Here is an 18,312-nt window from a genome sequence, read left to right as displayed (position 1 = left end):
TTCAGGGAGCAACAAGGCTAAAGCCTGGAGTATGCTCCAGGGTCAAGCCGGATCCGGAAACCACGTCCCTGAACTCTCAAGGAAGCCACACATGTCCAGAACTGCACTGATCATCGGCGCCTCCCGGGGCCTTGGCCTCGGCCTGGTGAAAGCCCTGCTGGCCGACGGTTGGCAAGTCACCGCCACTGTGCGCAATCCGCAAAACGCCGAAGCCCTCAAGGCAGTGGGCAATGTGCGGATCGAAAAGCTCGACATGGACGATCAGCAAGCGGTGATCACGCTGAGTCAGCAACTGAAGGACGAAGTGTTCGACCTGCTGTTCGTCAACGCCGGCGTCAAAGGCCCTGAGGTGCAGACGCCCAACGGTGGCGCGACGCTGGCCGAAGTCGGCCAACTGTTCTTCACCAACGCCGTGGCGCCGATCAACCTGGCCCAGCGTTTTGCCGGGCAAATCCGTCCGGACAGCGGCGTGCTGGCCTTCATGAGCTCGGTACTGGGCAGCGTGACCATGCCCGACGCGCCGGAACTGGCACTGTACAAGGCCAGCAAGGCGGCACTCAATTCCATGACCAACAGCTTCGTCACTCAACTGGGCGAACAGAAACTCACCGTGCTGTCGCTGCATCCGGGCTGGGTGAAAACCGACATGGGCGGTGAAGGCGCTGACATCGATGTAGAGACCAGCACGCGGGGGCTGGTGGATCAGGTGAATGCGTATGTGGGCAAGGGCGGGCATCACTTCATCAATTACCGGGGTGAAACCATTCCCTGGTAATTACACCGCCCCAATGGGGTTTTGCGTTGTCTGGTCGGACCGGACTTGCCCGCGAAGCCCTTTTGATCGACACTTCGCACCTCGCCTCCCCGGCGACCCTGGATCAGCAGACAGGGCAACACTGAGCTGGCAACCCTGAACCCAACTTTCAGAGGAGCCGGCCAACATGCCTGCGACCCGTACCTGGTTAAAAAATCCCCTCGCCATTTTCACAGCCAACGGTCTCGATGCCCGTGGCGGCCTGGTGCTGCAAGACGGTTTGATCGTCGAAGTGCTTGGCCTCGGCCAGCAGCCTGCCACGCCTTGCAACGAAGTGTTCGACGCCCGCGAGCATGTGATTCTGCCGGGGCTGATCAACACCCATCACCACTTCTATCAAACCCTGACCCGCGCCTGGGCGCCAGTGGTCAACCAGCCGTTGTTTCCCTGGCTGAAAACCCTGTATCCGGTCTGGGCACGGCTGACGCCGGAAAAACTCGCCCTGGCCACCAAAGTCGCACTGGCCGAATTGCTGCTATCCGGTTGCACCACGGCTGCCGATCACCATTACCTGTTCCCCGAAGGCCTGGAAAATGCGATCGACGTGCAAGTCGAAAGCGTGCGCGAACTGGGCATGCGCGCCATGCTGACGCGCGGCTCCATGAGCCTGGGTGAAAAGGACGGTGGCCTGCCGCCGCAGCAAACCGTACAGGAAGGCGAAGTCATCCTGGCCGACAGCCAGCGCCTGATCGCCGAGTACCACGAACGTGGTGACGGCGCGCAAATCCAGATCGCCCTGGCGCCCTGCTCACCCTTCTCCGTCACACCGGAGATCATGTCCGCCAGCGCCGAACTGGCGAATAAACTCGACGTGCGCCTGCACACGCACCTGGCCGAAACCCTCGACGAAGAAGATTTCTGCCTGCAGCGTTTCGGTCTGCGCACCGTGGATTACCTGGACAGTGTCGGCTGGCTCGGCCCTCGTACCTGGCTGGCCCATGGCATCCACTTCAACCCGGACGAGATCGCTCGCCTCGGTGCGGCCGGCACCGGCATCTGCCATTGCCCGAGCTCGAACATGCGCCTGGCCTCCGGCATTTGCCCGACCATCGAGCTGACCGATGCCGGCGCATTGCTCGGTCTTGGCGTGGACGGTTCAGCGTCCAACGATGCGTCGAACATGATGCTCGAAACCCGTCAGGCGCTGTACATCCAGCGCCTGCGCTACGGTGCCGAGAAGATCACTCCAGAGCGCGTGCTGGGCTGGGCGACCAAGGGCTCGGCCAGTTTGCTCGGGCGGACCGATATCGGCGAGATCGCGGTGGGCAAGCAGGCGGACCTGGCGTTGTTCAAGCTCGATGAACTGCGTTTCTCCGGCAGTCACGATCCGGTGTCGGCGCTGTTGTTGTGCGGTGCCGATCGCGCGGATCGGGTGATGGTCAGCGGCAAATGGCGAGTGATCGACGGGCAAGTCGAAGGGCTGGATCTGAAAGGGTTGATCGCTGATCACACTCAAGCAGCTCGGCAGTTGATCGCAGGCGTCTAAGCCTATGGAGATCTAATGTGGGAGCGGGCTTGCTCGCGAAGACGATGTTTCAGTCGATATTTCATTGCCTGACACACCGCCTTCGCGAGCAGGCCCGCTCCCACATTGATCCAGTTTCCACATTGATTTTCGGTTGGATCACAGGCCCAGCAACGACAACATGATAAACGTCGCAAACAGCACAAAATGAGTCATCCCTTCGATGGCGTTGGTTTCGCCATCGTTGAGGTTGATCGCGCTGACGATCAGGGTGATGAAGATCATCACGGTCTGCACCGGGGTCATGGCCATCTGGAACGGCTGGCCGGTGTAGAGCGCCATCGCCTCCATCACCGGCACCGTCAGGATCACCGTCGACAGTGAGGCACCCAGGGCGATGTTGACCACCGACTGCATGCGGTTGGCCAGCGCCGCGCGCAATGCCGTCAGAATCTCTGGCGCCGCCGAAATGGCCGCCACCAGGATCGCCGTGATCACCGGTGGTGCGCCCGTTCCTTCCAGCCCCAGGTCGAGGGTCTTGGACATCACTTCGGCCAAGGCGCCGATCACCACCACACCGAATACCAGGATGCCGATGGACAACGTCAGGTTGATCGGTGCCGGCTCCTGCTCCAGGGGTTCTTTTTTGCGGCGTTTGTCCGGGTAGCTGTAGCTGAAAAAGTAACTGTGCGGCCCGACCTGCATGCGCAGGAACAAGGTATAGAGCACCACCATCGCGCCAATGGTGAACGCCGAATAGAGCTTCCAGTCGGCTTCGGGAATGAACTCCGGGACCACCATCGACACGCCCATGGCGGTCAGGATCATCACGCTGTAGCTGCGCGCCGAATCATCGTTGTAGGACTGTTCGCCGTGCTTGAGCCCGCCCATCAACGCCGCCAGGCCGAGGATGCCGTTGATGTCGAGCATCACGGCTGAGTAGATCGTGTCGCGCACCAGGGTGGCCGAGGCTTCGTTGCTCATCATGATCGCCAGGATCACTACTTCCACCAGCACCGCGGCCAGGGTCAGGATCATCGTGCCGTAGGGGTCGCCGACCTTTTCCGCAAGCAGTTCGGCCTGATGGGCGACGCGCATGGAGGCGGCGACGATGAACGCGATCAGCACCAGCCCTGCAGATAGTGCGACGGCCTGGCCGCTGTGCAGCAACCAATGTTCCAGCGGGAAAGCGACGACGGCGGCGATCAGGGCCAGCAGCAGAAAGGTTTCTTGCTTGAGAATCGTGAGCATGGCGGGCCTTTTGCCGTTGAGGTGCGATAGGTGACTGACTGCGGCGCGGCGCTAACGTTTCGTTTCACCTTAGCGCACCAGTGGATGGCAGCTGTGCCAGGCACTGCACTTTTATCGGTCTTCCCGGCCTCTTCGCGGGCAAGCCCGCTCCCACAGGATTTACGCAACCCTTGTAGGAGCGGGCTTGCCCGCGAAGGCCTCCCCTCGGTCTAACGCCGATGTTGTCCTGTTGGTCAGCAATTTGCATTGACCCTGCCCACACACAACAAAATGGGGTTCGAATTCATGCAAATACGTCCGCTGCATACACTGCTGTGCGCCGCCATCGGTCTGGGGATCAGTCTTACCGCCAGTGCCAGCGAGCCGCTGAAAGTCGGCTTCGTCTATATCGGCCCGATCGGCGACCACGGCTGGACGTATCAGCATGAACAGGGGCGCAAGGCACTGGCGGAAAAACTCGGTAACCAGATCACCACCAACTACGTGGAAAACGTTGCCGAAGGCGCCGACGCCGAGCGAGTGATCCGCAACATGGCCAAGGACAAGTACGACCTGATCTTCACCACCTCGTTCGGCTACATGAACCCGACACTCAAGGTCGCCAAGCAGTTTCCCCAGGTGACCTTCGAACACGCCACCGGCTACAAGCAGGACAAGAACCTGGGCACCTACCTGGCGCGCACCTATGAAGGTCGCTACGTCGGCGGTTTCCTCGCGGCCAAGATGACCAGGAGCAAAAAGATCGGCTACGTCGCCTCGTTTCCGATCCCGGAAGTGATCCGCGACATCAACGCCATTCAACTGGCCCTGAACAAGTACAACCCCGGCACCGAGATCAAGGTGGTGTGGGTCAACTCCTGGTTCGATCCGGGCAAGGAAGCCGACGCCGCCAACGCGCTGATCGACCAGGGCGTCGACGTGGTGTTCCAGCACACTGACAGCCCGGCGCCGATCCAGGCCGCTGAACGGCGCGGCGTGTATGCCGTGGGCTACGCTTCGGACATGGCGCACTTCGGCCCCAAGGCGGTGCTGACCTCCATCGTCAACGACTGGGCGCCGCATTACCTGCAAGCGACCCAAAGCGTGATCGACCACAGCTGGAAAACCCAGGATTACTGGGGTGGCCTGAAGGAAGGCACCGTTGAACTGCCGATCAGCGACCTGGTGCCGGCGGTGGTGAAAACCGAAGCCGAACAGATCATCGCCGACATCAAGAGCGGCACGCTGCAGCCGTTTACCGGGCCGATCAAGGACCAGGCCGGGGTCGAGAAAATACCCGCGGGGGTTAGCGCGACGAATACGGAGCTGGCGTCGATGAATTATTACGTGGAAGGCATGAAGGCCGAGATGCCGAAATAAATCCCAGAGCAACCACAAAACCCTGTGGGAGCGGGCTTGCTCGCGAAAGGGCCAGTACCTGCAACATTGATGTTGCCTGATATACCGCCTTCGCGAGCAAGCCCGCTCCCACATTGGATCTTCGGCGTATGTAAGGACCGCGTATGAACAGCCTTCCCATCATCGACATCACCCCGCTCTACAGCGACGATCACAGCGCCTGGCCAGCCGTGGCACAACAAATCGATCTCGCCTGCCGCGAATGGGGATTCTTCTACATCAAGGGTCATCCAATCAGCGCGGCGCGCATCGATGCCGTGTTCGACAGCGCCAAGCAATTTTTCGCCCTGCCCACCGCCGAAAAACTCAAGATCGACATCACCCTGTCCCGCCACCATCGCGGTTACGGCGCCATCGCCACCGAACAACTGGACCCGAGCAAACCCAGCGACCTGAAAGAAACCTTCGACATGGGCCTGCACCTGCCCCTCGACCATCCCGAAGTACTGGCGGAAAAACCGTTGCGCGGCCCCAACCGCCATCCATCGGTGCCGGGCTGGGAGGCGCTGATGGAGCAGCACTACGTCGACATGCAGGCGCTCGCGCAAACCCTGTTGCGGGCAATGACCATGGCGCTCGGCATCGAGCGCGACTTTTTCGACACACGCTTTGTCGAGCCGGTCAGCGTATTGCGGATGATTCACTACCCGCCGCGTCACACCGCCAGCTCCATCGATCAGCAAGGCGCCGGTGCCCACACCGATTACGGCTGCATCACCCTGCTCTACCAGGATTCTGCCGGTGGCTTGCAAGTCAGGAACGTAAAGGGCGAATGGATCGACGCACCGCCGATCGAAGGGACGTTCGTGGTCAACCTCGGTGACATGATGGCGCGCTGGAGCAACGACCGTTACCTGTCGACGCCACACAGGGTGATCAGCCCGTTGGGCGTAGATCGCTATTCGATGCCATTCTTTGCCGAGCCGCACCCCGACACCCGCATCGAATGCCTGCCGGGGTGCCAGGATGAGCAGCAGCCGGCGAAATACCCGGCCACCACGTGCGCCCAATTCCTGCTCTCACGCTTCGCCGATACCTACGCTTATAGACGGGATCAGGAGGCGGTGGAATGAACCGCCTGGTCAGGTTTTACCAATTTTTGCAGCGAGCCTCTGTAGAATGGCGCCATTGCACCTGATGAGAAAAGAATTATGTACGACTGGCTGAACGCCCTGCCCAAGGCAGAACTGCATCTGCACCTGGAAGGTTCGCTGGAGCCCGAGCTGCTGTTTGCCCTGGCCGAACGCAACAAGATCGCCCTGCCATGGAGCGATGTCGAAACCCTGCGCAAGGCCTACGCCTTCAATAATCTGCAGGAGTTCCTCGACCTGTATTACCAGGGTGCCGACGTGCTGCGCACCTCCCAGGACTTCTACGACCTGACCTGGGCCTACCTGTTGCGCTGCAAGGCGCAGAACGTGATTCACACCGAACCGTTCTTCGATCCGCAGACCCACACCGACCGTGGCATTCCATTCGAAGTGGTGCTCAATGGCATCGCCGCCGCGTTGAAGGATGGCGAGCAGCAACTGGGCATCACCAGCGGCTTGATCCTGAGCTTCCTGCGCCACTTGAGCGAAGAGCAGGCGCAGAAAACCCTCGACCAGGCGCTGCCGTTCCGCGACGCGTTTGTCGCCGTGGGCCTGGACAGCTCCGAGATGGGCCACCCGCCGAGCAAATTCCAGCGGGTGTTCGATCGCGCCCGTGGCGAAGGTTTCCTGACCGTCGCCCACGCCGGTGAAGAAGGCCCGCCCGAGTACATCTGGGAAGCCCTCGACCTGCTGAAAATCCAGCGCATCGACCATGGCGTGCGCGCCATCGAAGACGAGCGCCTGATGCAGCGCATCATCGACGAGCAGATTCCGCTGACCGTGTGCCCGCTGTCCAACACCAAGCTCTGCGTGTTCGATCACATGTCCCAGCACAATATTCTCGACATGCTCGAGCGTGGCGTGAAAGTGACCGTGAACTCGGATGACCCGGCGTACTTCGGCGGTTACGTCACCGAAAACTTCCATGCCCTGTATACCGATCTGGGCATGACCCAGGACCAGGCCAAACGCCTGGCGCAGAACAGCCTGGATGCTCGTTTGGTAAAACCCTGAGGTTTACCCGACTCTTCTGTAGGAGCTGGCTTGCCAGCGAAGGCCTCTTCGCTGGCAAGCCAGCTCCTACAAGGCCATTTCAACCTCGGTCTGTTTGGCGAACCGGTGAATTTCTCGCTGCCCGGCGGCGGTGAGCTGCAGGGCACGGGAATCCATGGGCAAGTTCAGCCAACCCGACTGCATGAACAGCTGCAACAACGCCGCACCCAGGGCGCCGCCCAGGTGCGGGCGTCTTTCGCTCCAGTCGGGGCACGCACAGGCGACCTTGCCGTTGCGATGGGCCAGCGCCTGAATGAAGACGCCGCGTGCCTCCAACTGCGTCGCGCCCTTGAGCGTGACCGTGACCCGCTGATCGAACTGTTCGATCCAGCCCGCGTCCAGCAGGCGCTGGTAAAGATCGGCGGCCAGGGTGCCACCCAAATGGTCGTCACAAAGCCGTGCGCGCAACAACGGCGAAGCGCTCGGCCGAGGTTTCGCCAGGGGCGCGGCGCGCTTGAAAATATCCGGGATATCCTGGGGTGCGCTGGCCTGCGTGGCGCTGGCCAGCGCTTCGATCGCGGCACCGACTTCGGGAGCCGTCAGGCGGAAGAAGCGCTTTCGCCCACGGGCTTCTACTTTCAACAGACCTCCGGCGGACAACCGCCCCAGGTGCGCACTGGCGGAGGACGGTGACAGGCCGGCCATCAATGCCAGTTCTTCGGTATGTCGCGCCGAGCCGTCCATCAAGGCCCACATCATTGCGCTGCGCTTGGGGTCAGCCAGCAATGTGGCTATCTGGCTGATGCAAGGTGCATGTTCCATGTATTCACTCCCTGTTGAATCGTTTCGTCCTGCTGCCCAGAGATATCTTGACCAGTAAGGTGCCGTCGGCCAAACGTGGAAACTGCCATAAACCGGTTTCGCCATGGCGATCGACGTGCGTGTACGAGGCGAACGTTAGTATAGGCCGGTTGACCGCCAGATCCTGCCCCCTGCAAACCGCAGATGCTGATAGTTCCTGAGGGAAATTTCGCTTTTTACCTGCGACTAATGATCAATGTCTGATAACCCTGGAAAATGACTACTCAAGCGCGCGCATCGGCTGGCAAGCATTTCCCACAAGAGGTTCACCGGCTTACTCAATTGTGCGCGATGGGCGCACAACAGATTCAGCGGTGCGCGCTCACAGAGCAGCTCCGGCAGCAGCACTTTCAAGCGCCCCGCGAGCACATCGGCGGCCACATCGAGCCAGGATTTGTACGCGATCCCGGCCCCTGCCAGCGCCCACAGACGCACGACATCGGCATCGTCACTGAAACGATCGCCACTGACGGTCAGGCCGACCTCGCGCTTGCCGTCATGAAAGGTCCAGTGATCGTGAACGCGGCTGCCCAGCATGAACAGCAGGCAATTGTGCTGGGCCAGTTGTTCCAGCTGGCGCGGTTCGCCACGCCGGGCGAGATATTCGGGCGCGGCACACAACACGCGACGATTGTGAGGGGCAATGGGCAGCGCCACCAGGCTGGAGTCTTCCGGCTCGCCGTAGCGCAGGGCGATGTCCACCGGCTGGCGGAACAGATCGGCGATGCGATCGCCCAGCAGCAGGCGCACGGTCAGCTTCGGGTGCTCGCGCTGAAACTCGTCCAGCCAGGGCAGCAACAGGTTGCGACCGAAGTCCGACGGTGCCGACAGCTGCAGGACTCCGCTGACCTGATCCTGGCCACTGGCCAACAATCGCCGGCCTTCGTCGAGGGAACTCAAGGCCGCCCGGGCGTACTCGAGAAAACCTTCGCCCTCGGCGGTCAGGCGCAGGCTGCGGGTCGAACGCGCCAGCAGTCGGGCGCCCAGCTGCTGTTCAATGCGTTTCAACGCCGCGCTTGCCACCGCCGCCGACATGTCCATGCCCCGCGCGGCCGCGGACAGACTGCCCAGGTCCGCGGCCCGGACGAATAACTGCAAATCATCGAATCGCAGCATGCAAAGCCTTTTATTATCAAAAAAATATTGAAAGAGACTGCTGTTTTAGCGGGTTTTATCTTGCGAAGAAATAGCCAATCATCCGCCCCATCGAATCCACAGTTATCTGGGAGCCTTCCATGAAAGCCGTTGCCTACTACGCCTCGCTGCCGATCAGCGATGAAAACGCCCTGCAAGACATCGACCTGCCGGAGCCGGTCGCTGGCCCCCGTGACCTGCTGGTGGAAGTCAAAGCCATCTCGGTCAACCCGGTCGATACCAAGGTCCGTCAGAACGTCCAGCCAGAAGTCGGTACGGCCAAAGTGCTGGGTTGGGACGTGGCCGGCGTGGTCAAGTCCGTTGGCAGTGAAGTGAGCTTGTTCAAGACCGGCGACAAGGTGTTCTACGCCGGCTCCATTGCCCGCGCTGGGGGTAACAGCGAGCTGCACGTGGTGGATGAGCGAATCGTCGGCCATATGCCGAAAAGCCTCGGTTTCGCCGAAGCCGCTGCCCTGCCGTTGACCGCCATTACCGCGTGGGAGTTGCTCTTCGAGCGCCTGCAAGTGCGCGAAGGCAAGACCGATGAAGGCCAGAGCCTGCTGATCGTCGGCGCCGCCGGTGGCGTTGGCTCGATCCTCACGCAACTGGCCAAACAGCTCACGGGGCTGAAGGTCATCGGCACGGCTTCGCGCCCGCAAACCCAAAGCTGGGTCACGGCCCTGGGCGCCGACCAGGTGATCGACCACAGCCAGCCGCTGAGTGAAGCGCTCAAGCACGCCGGCATTGATCAGGTGACCCATGTCGCCAGCCTGACCCAGACCGATCATCACCTCGATCAACTGGTCGAGGCGTTGGCACCGCAAGGCAAGCTGGCGCTGATCGACGACCCGAAAACCCTCGACGTGACCAAGCTCAAGCGCAAGAGCCTGTCGCTGCACTGGGAGTTCATGTACACCCGCTCACTGTTCGAGACCGCGGACATGATCGAGCAGCACAAACTGCTCAACCGGGTGGCCCATCTGATCGATGCCGGGACGTTGAAAACCACGGTTGGCGAACACTTTGGCACCATCAATGCGGCTAATCTGCGGCGTGCACATGCGCTGTTGGAAAGCGGGAAATCCAAGGGCAAGATCGTGCTGGAAGGGTTCTAGGCATCCTCAGGAATTGGCCCTCGGACTGCGATTTTTTTTGTTACAAACCGTCAGTCCGAGAGTTGATCCTTGTCATAGAAGCCATCGTAATCGGGTCTACAATCGAGACCTCTGCGAGGAAATCTTTTACCCATCCTTTTTACGCAACGACTTTTACAAGAGGAGTTCAGCTATGAAGATCCTGATAAAAGAATTGGCAAAATCCCAGTGGCAGGTCCGCCTGGACCAACATACCGTGATGTTCCGCAGCGAAGCGGAAGCGCGGGCGTTCACCAATACCCTTGAAGCGCGATTGCACGCTCCCCATCAGATCCCCGACCGCCAGCAGCGTGCCGCTGGCTGAGTCCGTCCTCAGACCTGGGCTTGCACCAGCGCCCGGGCATTTTGCAGACGCCGGGTGAGCATCGCCGCGCTCACCACCAGAATCCCGCACAGGCTGATGACCATGGCCATCGGCATGGCGCTGCCGTCGTGCAAAACACCCACCAGCGCCGCGGCGCCTGCCGCGACACTGAATTGCAGGCATCCGAGCATTGCCGAAGCGCTACCCGCGCGGGCGCCCTGGCCGTTCATCGCGCAGGCCGAGGCATTGGGCAGGATGCAACCCAGGCTGGCGATGCAGGCGAACAATGGAATCAGCAACGGCCACAGCTGCGCGGTGTGCAGCGCGCTGACAGCGAGCAATGCCAGGCCGGCACCGAGGTAGATCCACACGGTGCGCGTCAGCAGGAACGCCGGACCACGCTTGGCCAACAGTCGCGCATTAATCTGGGCCACCAGAATGAACCCCGCTGCGTTGACACCGAAGTACCAACCAAAGTGTTCGGCCGGGACGCCATAGAGCTTGATGAAGATGAACGGCGACCCGGCGATGTACGAAAACATGCCGGCGATGGCGATGCCGCCCGTCATGGCATGGCCGAGGTACACCGGGTCCTTCAGCAGGCGTGCGTACTGACGGAACGCCCCGCTCAGGGGTTGGCGTGGCAAATGGGCGGGCATGCTTTCCGGCAAACCCAGTGCCACAGCCAGACCTGCCAAGGCGCTGAAACCGGTCAGCGCGAGGAAGATCGACTGCCAGCCCGTGGTGTTGACCAGCAAGCCGCCGAGCATCGGGGCCAGGATCGGCGCCAGGCCCATTACCAGCATCAGCTGCGAAAAGACTTTTGCCGAACCCACCGCATCACATTTGTCGCTGACCACCGCCCGCGAGATCACCATGCCCGCGCAACCGCCCAGGGCCTGCACGAAGCGTGCGCCGATCAGCCATTCCAGGTTCGGTGCATAGGCGCACGCCAACGAAGCGGCGGTAAACAAGCCGACGCCGATCAACAAGGGAATGCGTCGCCCGAAACGATCCGCCACCGGACCATAGGCCAGCTGGCCAATGGACAAACCAAGGAAATAAGCGGCCAAGGTCAGTTGGACGTGTTGTTCGTCGGTACCGAAGGCAAGCGCCATCGCCGGGAACGCCGGTAGATAGAAATCGATCGCCAGCGGACCGAAAGCGCTCAAGGCGCCAAGAATAAGGATTGTACGAAAATTCATCAGGCATCCATGGAACAGAAGTCGGCAGCCCGACAGTCTAGCCGCGCATGGACGCCTTGAACATTAAGTTAGCTCGCTAACTATTAAAAAGTCAGGCCAATTTCACGCTGTAGCCTTCTTCACTGATGAGCGCGATCACTTGATCGGCGCTCAATGCGCTCTCGACCCCGACTTCCCTGGCCGCCAGGTCGACCCGCACACTCGCCGCCGGATCCCGGGCCTGCACCGCCTGGGTGATCGCCTTGACGCAGTGACCGCAGGACATGCCTTCAACGTTGAACACTTGCATGGATGACTCCTTTAATGTGCCATTCGAAAGAGGTGACCTGCAGTCTTGAGCTTGCCACCATGGCAAGGTCAAGTTCTGCAGTGACCTGCCGGGCTGGCAATCGGCTTCGCGCTCGGCCAAGCTGCGGGTATTTACGATTTGAACCCAGGAGATTCAGCCATGCGCTGGTCAGCTTTCAGCCTGTTTGGCCTGCTCGGCCTTTTCACCGTCACCACCTCGACCCATGCCGCCGGGGAGGATTATGGCGTGCTGATCATTTCCCGCGAGCGCCTGGAAGTCGCAACCAGCTGCGAGATCGGCGTGTACATCCAGGACCAGTTGGCGGCGCGGCTATTCCAGGAGCAAAGCACCTCGTTCAACCTGCCGCCGGGCAATGTCTCCCTGCGCCTCAAGCTGCTGCCCGGCCAGGCGCCGGGGTGCAACCCGGGGATGCTGGCGCCGGGTTCGCAGGATATTCAGTTGCGGGCCGGAGATGTGTTGAAGTACCGGATTGCGATGACCCAGGATGGGATGTATCTAAAGCGTGCAGGTCTTGGATATTGAGTTGCCTGTAAAAGATCGCAGCCTGCGGCAGCTCCTACAGGTGTACTGCGATCTTTTGCTTTAAAAATGGCGCTTGACCTTGCCAGCATGGCAAGGTTGATCCTGTAGGCATCTTCTACAGGGAGCGTGACCGATGTCCGAATCCACTACTTTCGATCTGCCGATTGCCGGCATGACCTGCGCCAGCTGCGCCGGGCGTGTCGAGCGCGCCTTGAGCAAAGTCATCGGCGCCAGTGCCGTCAGCGTCAACCTGGCCACCGAGCAGGCCCGGGTCCAGGCGCCGGCCGACAGCCTGCCGGCCTTGATGGACGCAGTGGAAAAAGCCGGTTACAGCGTACCTCGGCAGCGCCTGGAATTGAGCATCGACGGCATGACCTGCGCCTCCTGCGTCGGCCGGGTCGAGCGGGCGCTGAACAAAGTGCCGGGGGTCAAGAGTGTCAGCGTCAACCTGGCCAATGAACGCGCCCATCTGGAACTGCTCGGGCAAGTCGACCCGCAAACCTTGATCGCGGCCGTGAGCAAGGCGGGTTATGCCGCCAGCGTCTGGCAGGACGATCAGCCGCACGTCGATACTCAGCAAACCCGCCTGCAGCGCGAGCGCTGGGCGTTGATCGCAGCCATTGCCCTCGCCTTGCCGCTGGTATTGCCGATGTTGCTGCAACCGTTCGGCGTGCACTGGATGCTCCCGGCCTGGGCGCAATTCGCCTTGGCAACGCCCGTGCAGTTCATCTTCGGCGCGCGCTTTTATGTGGCCGCCTGGAAAGCCGTGCGTGCCGGGGCAGGCAACATGGACTTGCTTGTTGCCTTGGGCACCAGCGCGGGCTATGGCTTGAGCCTCTACGAATGGGCCACCGCCGCCGGGCGCATGCCGCACCTGTACTTCGAAGCCTCGGCCGTGGTGATTGCCCTGGTGCTGTTGGGTAAATACCTGGAAAGCCGCGCCAAACGCCAGACCGCCAGCGCCATTCGCGCCCTGGAAGCGCTGCGCCCGGAGCGGGCGATCCAGGTGATCGATGGTCGAGAGCAGGAGGTGGCGATCAGCGCCCTGCGTCTCGATGACCTGGTCATGATCAAGCCCGGGGAACGTTTCCCGGTGGACGGCGAAGTGGTCGAAGGTCAGAGCCATGCCGACGAAGCCTTGATCAGCGGCGAAAGCCTGCCGGTGCCCAAACAAACTGGTGACAAGGTCACGGGCGGCGCGATCAATGGTGAAGGCCGGTTGCTGGTGCGCACCCAGGCCCTTGGCGCGGAAACCGTGCTGGCGCGGATCATTCGCCTGGTGGAGGACGCCCAGGCGGCGAAAGCGCCGATCCAGAAACTGGTGGATAGAGTCAGCCAGGTGTTCGTCCCGGTGGTCTTGCTGCTGGCCTTGGCGACCCTGATCGGCTGGTGGCTTTATGGCGCCCCGCTGGAGACCGCGCTGATCAATGCCGTGGCGGTGCTGGTGATCGCCTGCCCATGTGCCCTGGGCCTGGCCACGCCAACGGCGATCATGGCCGGCACCGGCGTCGCGGCGCGCTACGGCATTCTGATCAAGGATGCCCAGGCGCTGGAGCGTGCCCATGAAGTCAGCGCCGTGGTGTTCGACAAGACCGGCACGCTGACTTCGGGCACCCCACGTATCGCCCACCTCAGCGCCCTCGATGGCGACGAAGGCAGCCTGCTGCAATGGGCCGGCGCCCTGCAACGCGGCAGCGAGCATCCGCTGGCCAAGGCGGTGCTGGATGCGTGCGCCGAGCGAGGCCTGGCCGTGGCCGACGTGACTGACAGCCAATCCCTGACCGGCCGAGGCATTGCCGGCACCCTTGAGGGTCGCTGCCTGGCCCTGGGCAATCGGCGCCTGCTGGAAGAAACTGGCTTGGAGGCTGGTAATCTGGCGGATTCGGCAAGCGCGTGGGAAACCGAAGGCCGGACCTTGTCCTGGCTGATCGAACAAAGTCCCGAGCCGAGAGTGTTGGGCCTGTTCGCTTTCGGCGATACGCTCAAGCCTGGCGCGCTGCAAGCGGTACAACAACTGCGCGCGCGCAATATCAGCAGTCATCTGCTGACCGGTGACAACAGAGGCAGTGCCAACGTGGTCGCCAAGGCGCTGGGCATCCAGGATGTGTACGCAGAGGTCCTGCCGGCGGACAAAGCCGCCACTGTCGCTGCGTTGAAGAAAACCGGCGTGGTCGCAATGGTCGGCGACGGCATCAATGATGCGCCAGCGCTGGCCGCGGCCGATATCGGTATCGCCATGGGCGGCGGCACCGATGTGGCCATGCATGCGGCCGGCATTACCTTGATGCATGGCGACCCACGGCGGGTGCCGGCGGCACTGGAGATCAGCCGCAAGACCTATGCGAAGATCCGGCAGAACCTGTTCTGGGCCTTCGTCTATAACCTGATCGGCATTCCATTGGCCGCCTTCGGGTTCCTTAATCCGGTGCTGGCCGGTGCAGCCATGGCGTTGTCGAGCGTCAGCGTGGTGAGCAATGCACTACTGTTGAAAACCTGGAAACCCGAGGACCTGGAGGACAACCGATGAACATCGGCCAAGCAGCCCGCCACAGCGGCCTGAGCGCAAAGATGATCCGCTACTACGAGTCCATCGGCCTGCTCAAGGCGGCTCATCGCACCGACAGCGGCTACCGGGTTTACGGCGATGACGACCTGCACACGCTGGCGTTCATCAAACGCTCACGGGACCTTGGGTTTTCCCTGGAGGAAGTCGGCAAGCTGTTGACCCTCTGGCAGGACCGCCAGCGCGCCAGTGCCGATGTGAAGGCGTTGGCGCGCCAGCATATCGATGAACTGAACCAGAAGATTCGGGAGCTGGGGCAGTTGCGCGATACGTTGCAGGATCTGGTGGAGCATTGTCAGGGGGATGATCGGCCGGATTGTCCGATTCTGAAGAATCTGGAGTCGGGGTGTTGTGCTAACGCGGATCCCGTCTGACAATGATTTTGATTGTGCTAACGCCTTCGCGAGCAAGCCCGCTCCCACATTGGACCGTCGCCGAACACAAATTCTGTGTCCAGTGCAGATCGAATGTGGGAGCTGGGGCAATTGCGCGATACGTTGCAGGATCTGGTGGAGCATTGTCAGGGGGATCATCGACCTGATTGTCCGATTCTGAAGAATCTGGAGTCGGGGTGTTGTGCTAACGCGGATCCCGTCTGACAATGATTTTGATTGTGCTAACGCCTTCGCGAGCAAGCCCGCTCCCACATTGGATCGTCGCCGAACACAAATTCTGTGTCCAGTGCAGATCGAATGTGGGAGCGGGCTTGCTCGCGAAGGCGGTGCGTCGGACGCCATAAACATTGAGTCCCTTCACCCAGAAAAAACCCGGCCGAAGCCGGGTTTTTCTTTAGCCGATCACTGCATCCACGGTGGAGGCGGTTCTTCGGCTGGCTTGGGGGGAGCATCGTCAGCCGCACGCGCGGCTTGCTTGCGCTCTTCATCCAGGCGCGCGGCCTCGATTTCGCGCATGATGCCGCCCACATCCGCCAGTTCTTCCGGTTCGTCGAACTCGCCGGTCAGGACGCTGGCCGGGTGCAAAGTGCCCGCCTCGTACAAAGCCCACATTTCCTTGGCATACCGGGTCTTTTTCAACTCCGGTGCAAACCGTCCGAAATAGGACGCCATGTTGCCCACGTCCCGCTCCAGCATGCTGAACGCGTGGTTGTTGCCCGCCGCGTCAACTGCTTGCGGCAAGTCGATGATCACCGGGCCGGTCGGGGTCAACAGCACGTTGAACTCGGACAGGTCACCGTGCACCAGACCGGTACACAGCATCAGCACGATCTGCGAGATCAGGAACGCGTGATATTCACGCGCCTGGTCCGGTTCCAGAACCACGTCGTTTAGACGCGGCGCGGCATCACCGTACTCGTCGGCCACCAACTCCATGAGCAGCACGCCTTCAAGGAAGTCGAACGGCTTGGGCACCCGCACACCGGCGTTGGCCAGGCGGAACAGCGCCGCCACTTCGGCGTTCTGCCAGGCGTCTTCGGTTTCCTTGCGGCCAAACTTGGAACCCTTGGCCATGGCCCGGGCCTGTCGGCTGTTGCGCACCTTGCGGCCTTCCTGATACTCGGCCGCCTGCCGGAAACTGCGTTTATTCGCCTCCTTGTAGACCTTCGCGCAACGTAACTGGTTGCCGCAGCGCACCACATAAACAGCTGCTTCTTTACCACTCATGAGTGGGCGCAGCACTTCGTCGACCAGACCGTCCTCGATCAGGGGTTCAATGCGTTTTGGAGTCTTCATCAGCTTTTATTGTGGGTCCTTTATTACCAAACACGCGAAAGTCATTCGTTATACGGCAATCCACCGATTCGGGGGAGGGGGTGCCGACCTATGAACCATGCAGATGCACACAATGTGCCGATTTACTCGCAAAAACCTGCAGTTCATCACCGGTCTTCTGGATCATAGTCGAGCCTGAAGCGCTTGTTGTCCGGGGCTGCATGGGCATTTGTGACAGAAACCGACACCCCGGCACTACCGTTCGCGGGATTTTTCCGGACAGCCCTCAATTTCCGCAGACAACAGCCGAAGTCCTTAGTGACAAAGTGATTTGTCCGACAATCGTTTCCCTGACAACAACGATACCGCACTCACGGACCCGGGTTGATCGACAACGTTTACGGCTGCCAATAAACCGCGAGTCATCTGCACTGCGTGGGCCTACAAGAAAATCTGGAGCGCGGATGAACATCAAACAGAAACTGACCTGGGCGTTTGCAATCATCGCCTGCTTGCCGGTGGTACTGGTCGCCACCCTCGTCGCGCTGAACCTGCGCAGTGATGCCAGGGAAGGATTCGTCGACAGCAGTGGTCGCGAAATCCGTCAGGTCAGCAATGCCATGCAACTGTTCTTCGACGGCATCAGCCAGAACGTCGAGTACCTGGCCAAACAACCGCTGATCACCAACTCCGACGACAGCCTCAAGACCTACATGAACGCCAACGCCGCCAGCATTCCACAGGGCGAGATGGACAAAAAAGTCTTTGGCTTCCTGCAGGATCTGGGCAACGCCCATCCATCCTATGCCTACGCCATCCTCGGCACCGCCGCCGGTGGTTATGTGTCGTGGCCGGACGACGCCAAGCTGGCCAACTACGACCCGCGCCAGCGTCCGTGGTACAAGGCGGCCCAGGCGAAACCGGGCAAGCCGTTGCGTACCGAGGCCTATTACTGGGCCGAAAACGATACTTCCTACGTCAGCACCGTGCGCACCATCGACAACAAGCTGGGCACCAACGGTGGTGTGGTCAGCATCGACGTGTCGCTCAAGCAGCTCACCGAACTGGTCAAACAGATCAAGCTCGGCGAAAGCGGCTACCTGATGCTGCTGGAAAACACCGGTACCGTGCTGGTCGATCCGAAGCAACCGGAACACAACTTCAAGGCCTTGAACAGCCTCGGCGAGGGTTATGCGCAACTGGCCAAGGCCGGCAAGGGCCTGGTTGAAGTCGAGCTCAACGGCGAACGCTACATGGCCAACGTCTGGCCGTCGGAGCAACTGGGCTGGACCTTCATCGGCCTGATCAAGCAGAGCGACGTGATGAGCACCGCGACCCAGCTGACCTGGTTGATCGCCATCATCGCTGCGGTACTGGCCGTTGTCTTCGCCATCGTCGGCGCCAGTTTCGCCAGCGTCATCGTGCGGCCGATCCGCAGCGTGGCCGACGGCCTGGAAGGCATCGCCCAGGGTGAAGGCGACCTGACCAAGAACCTGCAAATCCGTGGCAGTGACGAAACCGCGCAACTGGCCAACTGGTTCAACCAGTTCCTGACCGCGATTCGCAACCTGATACAA

The 18,312-nt window shown here is 61.1% G+C and carries 16 protein-coding genes and 1 pseudogene; 11 read left to right on the top strand and 6 right to left on the bottom strand.

The window, feature by feature from the left end:
- The first annotated feature begins 91 nt into the window (after positions 1-91).
- Both DKB71_RS03900 and DKB71_RS03895 read left to right on the top strand, forming a co-directional pair.
- Complete coding sequence (locus DKB71_RS03900) at positions 92-775, top strand: SDR family oxidoreductase (RefSeq protein ID WP_408599671.1); 684 nt, start codon at positions 92-94, stop codon at positions 773-775.
- Between the two features lie 166 nt (positions 776-941).
- The gene (locus DKB71_RS03895) at positions 942-2,300 is read left to right on the top strand and encodes an 8-oxoguanine deaminase (protein WP_408599669.1); all 1,359 of its coding nucleotides are present in this window, start codon (positions 942-944) and stop codon (positions 2,298-2,300) included.
- A 138-nt stretch (positions 2,301-2,438) separates the two neighbouring features.
- On the opposite strand, the gene DKB71_RS03890 is transcribed toward DKB71_RS03895, so the two are convergent.
- Positions 2,439-3,530 (bottom strand): calcium:proton antiporter, encoded by a 1,092-nt coding sequence (locus DKB71_RS03890; protein WP_323607129.1) that lies wholly within the window; start codon positions 3,528-3,530, stop codon positions 2,439-2,441.
- Between the two features lie 285 nt (positions 3,531-3,815).
- Between DKB71_RS03890 and DKB71_RS03885 the strand changes: the two genes are divergently transcribed.
- The 3 genes from DKB71_RS03885 to DKB71_RS03875 all read left to right on the top strand — a co-directional run bounded on the left by DKB71_RS03885 (position 3,816) and on the right by DKB71_RS03875 (position 7,033).
- The gene (locus DKB71_RS03885) at positions 3,816-4,889 is read left to right on the top strand and encodes a BMP family ABC transporter substrate-binding protein (protein WP_408599668.1); all 1,074 of its coding nucleotides are present in this window, start codon (positions 3,816-3,818) and stop codon (positions 4,887-4,889) included.
- Positions 4,890-5,032: 143 nt separating this feature from the next.
- The gene (locus DKB71_RS03880) at positions 5,033-6,001 is read left to right on the top strand and encodes a 2-oxoglutarate and iron-dependent oxygenase domain-containing protein (protein ID WP_408599667.1); all 969 of its coding nucleotides are present in this window, start codon (positions 5,033-5,035) and stop codon (positions 5,999-6,001) included.
- A gap of 78 nt (positions 6,002-6,079) precedes the next feature.
- Positions 6,080-7,033: an adenosine deaminase gene (locus DKB71_RS03875; RefSeq protein WP_020796340.1), complete on the top strand. Its 954-nt coding sequence runs from the start codon at positions 6,080-6,082 to the stop codon at positions 7,031-7,033.
- 66 nt (positions 7,034-7,099) lie between these two features.
- Here DKB71_RS03875 and DKB71_RS03870 read toward each other — a convergent pair whose 3' ends face one another.
- Positions 7,100-7,834, bottom strand: a complete 735-nt coding sequence (locus tag DKB71_RS03870; RefSeq protein WP_408599666.1) for an ArsR/SmtB family transcription factor — start codon at positions 7,832-7,834, stop codon at positions 7,100-7,102.
- A gap of 225 nt (positions 7,835-8,059) precedes the next feature.
- Complete coding sequence (locus DKB71_RS03865) at positions 8,060-8,989, bottom strand: LysR family transcriptional regulator (RefSeq protein ID WP_408599665.1); 930 nt, start codon at positions 8,987-8,989, stop codon at positions 8,060-8,062.
- A 119-nt stretch (positions 8,990-9,108) separates the two neighbouring features.
- Between DKB71_RS03865 and DKB71_RS03860 the strand changes: the two genes are divergently transcribed.
- Both DKB71_RS03860 and DKB71_RS03855 read left to right on the top strand, forming a co-directional pair.
- Complete coding sequence (locus DKB71_RS03860) at positions 9,109-10,122, top strand: zinc-binding alcohol dehydrogenase family protein (protein WP_408599664.1); 1,014 nt, start codon at positions 9,109-9,111, stop codon at positions 10,120-10,122.
- Positions 10,123-10,294: 172 nt separating this feature from the next.
- Entirely contained in the window at positions 10,295-10,465 is a 171-nt protein-coding gene (locus tag DKB71_RS03855) for a hypothetical protein (RefSeq protein WP_274077761.1), read from the top strand.
- Positions 10,466-10,473: 8 nt separating this feature from the next.
- Here DKB71_RS03855 and DKB71_RS03850 read toward each other — a convergent pair whose 3' ends face one another.
- Positions 10,474-11,670, bottom strand: coding sequence for a multidrug effflux MFS transporter (locus tag DKB71_RS03850; RefSeq protein WP_408599663.1), 1,197 nt, complete (start codon positions 11,668-11,670; stop codon positions 10,474-10,476).
- A 91-nt stretch (positions 11,671-11,761) separates the two neighbouring features.
- Positions 11,762-11,959 carry a heavy-metal-associated domain-containing protein gene (locus DKB71_RS03845; RefSeq protein WP_274077763.1) on the bottom strand — a complete coding sequence of 66 codons (198 nt, stop codon included), beginning with the start codon at positions 11,957-11,959 and terminating at the stop codon, positions 11,762-11,764.
- A gap of 159 nt (positions 11,960-12,118) precedes the next feature.
- Between DKB71_RS03845 and DKB71_RS03840 the strand changes: the two genes are divergently transcribed.
- From DKB71_RS03840 to cueR, 3 genes are all read left to right on the top strand, one after another.
- Positions 12,119-12,502 carry a hypothetical protein gene (locus tag DKB71_RS03840; protein WP_408599662.1) on the top strand — a complete coding sequence of 128 codons (384 nt, stop codon included), beginning with the start codon at positions 12,119-12,121 and terminating at the stop codon, positions 12,500-12,502.
- A 133-nt stretch (positions 12,503-12,635) separates the two neighbouring features.
- Positions 12,636-15,029, top strand: a complete 2,394-nt coding sequence (locus tag DKB71_RS03835; protein WP_408599661.1) for a heavy metal translocating P-type ATPase — start codon at positions 12,636-12,638, stop codon at positions 15,027-15,029.
- The gene (gene cueR, locus DKB71_RS03830; protein WP_408599660.1) at positions 15,026-15,439 is read left to right on the top strand and encodes a Cu(I)-responsive transcriptional regulator; all 414 of its coding nucleotides are present in this window, start codon (positions 15,026-15,028) and stop codon (positions 15,437-15,439) included. Before DKB71_RS03835 ends, cueR begins: the two co-directional genes overlap by 4 nt.
- Positions 15,440-15,862: 423 nt before the next feature.
- On the opposite strand, the gene DKB71_RS03825 is transcribed toward cueR, so the two are convergent.
- Positions 15,863-16,756 (bottom strand): PA4780 family RIO1-like protein kinase, encoded by an 894-nt coding sequence (locus DKB71_RS03825; RefSeq protein WP_274077767.1) that lies wholly within the window; start codon positions 16,754-16,756, stop codon positions 15,863-15,865.
- Positions 16,757-16,956: 200 nt separating this feature from the next.
- On the opposite strand from DKB71_RS03825, the pseudogene DKB71_RS03820 reads away from it, so the two are divergent.
- A pseudogene (locus DKB71_RS03820) lies at positions 16,957-18,288 on the top strand (cache domain-containing protein); the annotation flags it as partial.
- Positions 18,289-18,312 lie beyond the last annotated feature (24 nt).

Origin of the sequence: Pseudomonas sp. PLMAX (assembly GCF_046042685.1) — a bacterium.
Lineage (GTDB): Bacteria > Pseudomonadota > Gammaproteobacteria > Pseudomonadales > Pseudomonadaceae > Aquipseudomonas > Aquipseudomonas putida_AE.
Note: the sequence above shows the minus strand (reverse complement) of the source record. Positions and strands in the feature narration are given on the sequence as shown.

Bases quoted from the DNA above. Each gene is read 5' to 3' on its own strand.
- DKB71_RS03900 (WP_408599671.1), top strand. From the start codon at position 92: ATGTCCAGAACTGCACTGATCATCGGCGCCTCCCGGGGCCTTGGCCTC.
- DKB71_RS03895 (WP_408599669.1), top strand. From the start codon at position 942: ATGCCTGCGACCCGTACCTGGTTAAAAAATCCCCTCGCCATTTTCACA.
- DKB71_RS03890 (WP_323607129.1), bottom strand. From the start codon at position 3,530: ATGCTCACGATTCTCAAGCAAGAAACCTTTCTGCTGCTGGCCCTGATC.
- DKB71_RS03885 (WP_408599668.1), top strand. From the start codon at position 3,816: ATGCAAATACGTCCGCTGCATACACTGCTGTGCGCCGCCATCGGTCTG.
- DKB71_RS03880 (WP_408599667.1), top strand. From the start codon at position 5,033: ATGAACAGCCTTCCCATCATCGACATCACCCCGCTCTACAGCGACGAT.
- DKB71_RS03875 (WP_020796340.1), top strand. From the start codon at position 6,080: ATGTACGACTGGCTGAACGCCCTGCCCAAGGCAGAACTGCATCTGCAC.
- DKB71_RS03870 (WP_408599666.1), bottom strand. From the start codon at position 7,834: ATGGAACATGCACCTTGCATCAGCCAGATAGCCACATTGCTGGCTGAC.
- DKB71_RS03865 (WP_408599665.1), bottom strand. From the start codon at position 8,989: ATGCTGCGATTCGATGATTTGCAGTTATTCGTCCGGGCCGCGGACCTG.
- DKB71_RS03860 (WP_408599664.1), top strand. From the start codon at position 9,109: ATGAAAGCCGTTGCCTACTACGCCTCGCTGCCGATCAGCGATGAAAAC.
- DKB71_RS03855 (WP_274077761.1), top strand. From the start codon at position 10,295: ATGAAGATCCTGATAAAAGAATTGGCAAAATCCCAGTGGCAGGTCCGC.
- DKB71_RS03850 (WP_408599663.1), bottom strand. From the start codon at position 11,670: ATGAATTTTCGTACAATCCTTATTCTTGGCGCCTTGAGCGCTTTCGGT.
- DKB71_RS03845 (WP_274077763.1), bottom strand. From the start codon at position 11,959: ATGCAAGTGTTCAACGTTGAAGGCATGTCCTGCGGTCACTGCGTCAAG.
- DKB71_RS03840 (WP_408599662.1), top strand. From the start codon at position 12,119: ATGCGCTGGTCAGCTTTCAGCCTGTTTGGCCTGCTCGGCCTTTTCACC.
- DKB71_RS03835 (WP_408599661.1), top strand. From the start codon at position 12,636: ATGTCCGAATCCACTACTTTCGATCTGCCGATTGCCGGCATGACCTGC.
- cueR (WP_408599660.1), top strand. From the start codon at position 15,026: ATGAACATCGGCCAAGCAGCCCGCCACAGCGGCCTGAGCGCAAAGATG.
- DKB71_RS03825 (WP_274077767.1), bottom strand. From the start codon at position 16,756: ATGAAGACTCCAAAACGCATTGAACCCCTGATCGAGGACGGTCTGGTC.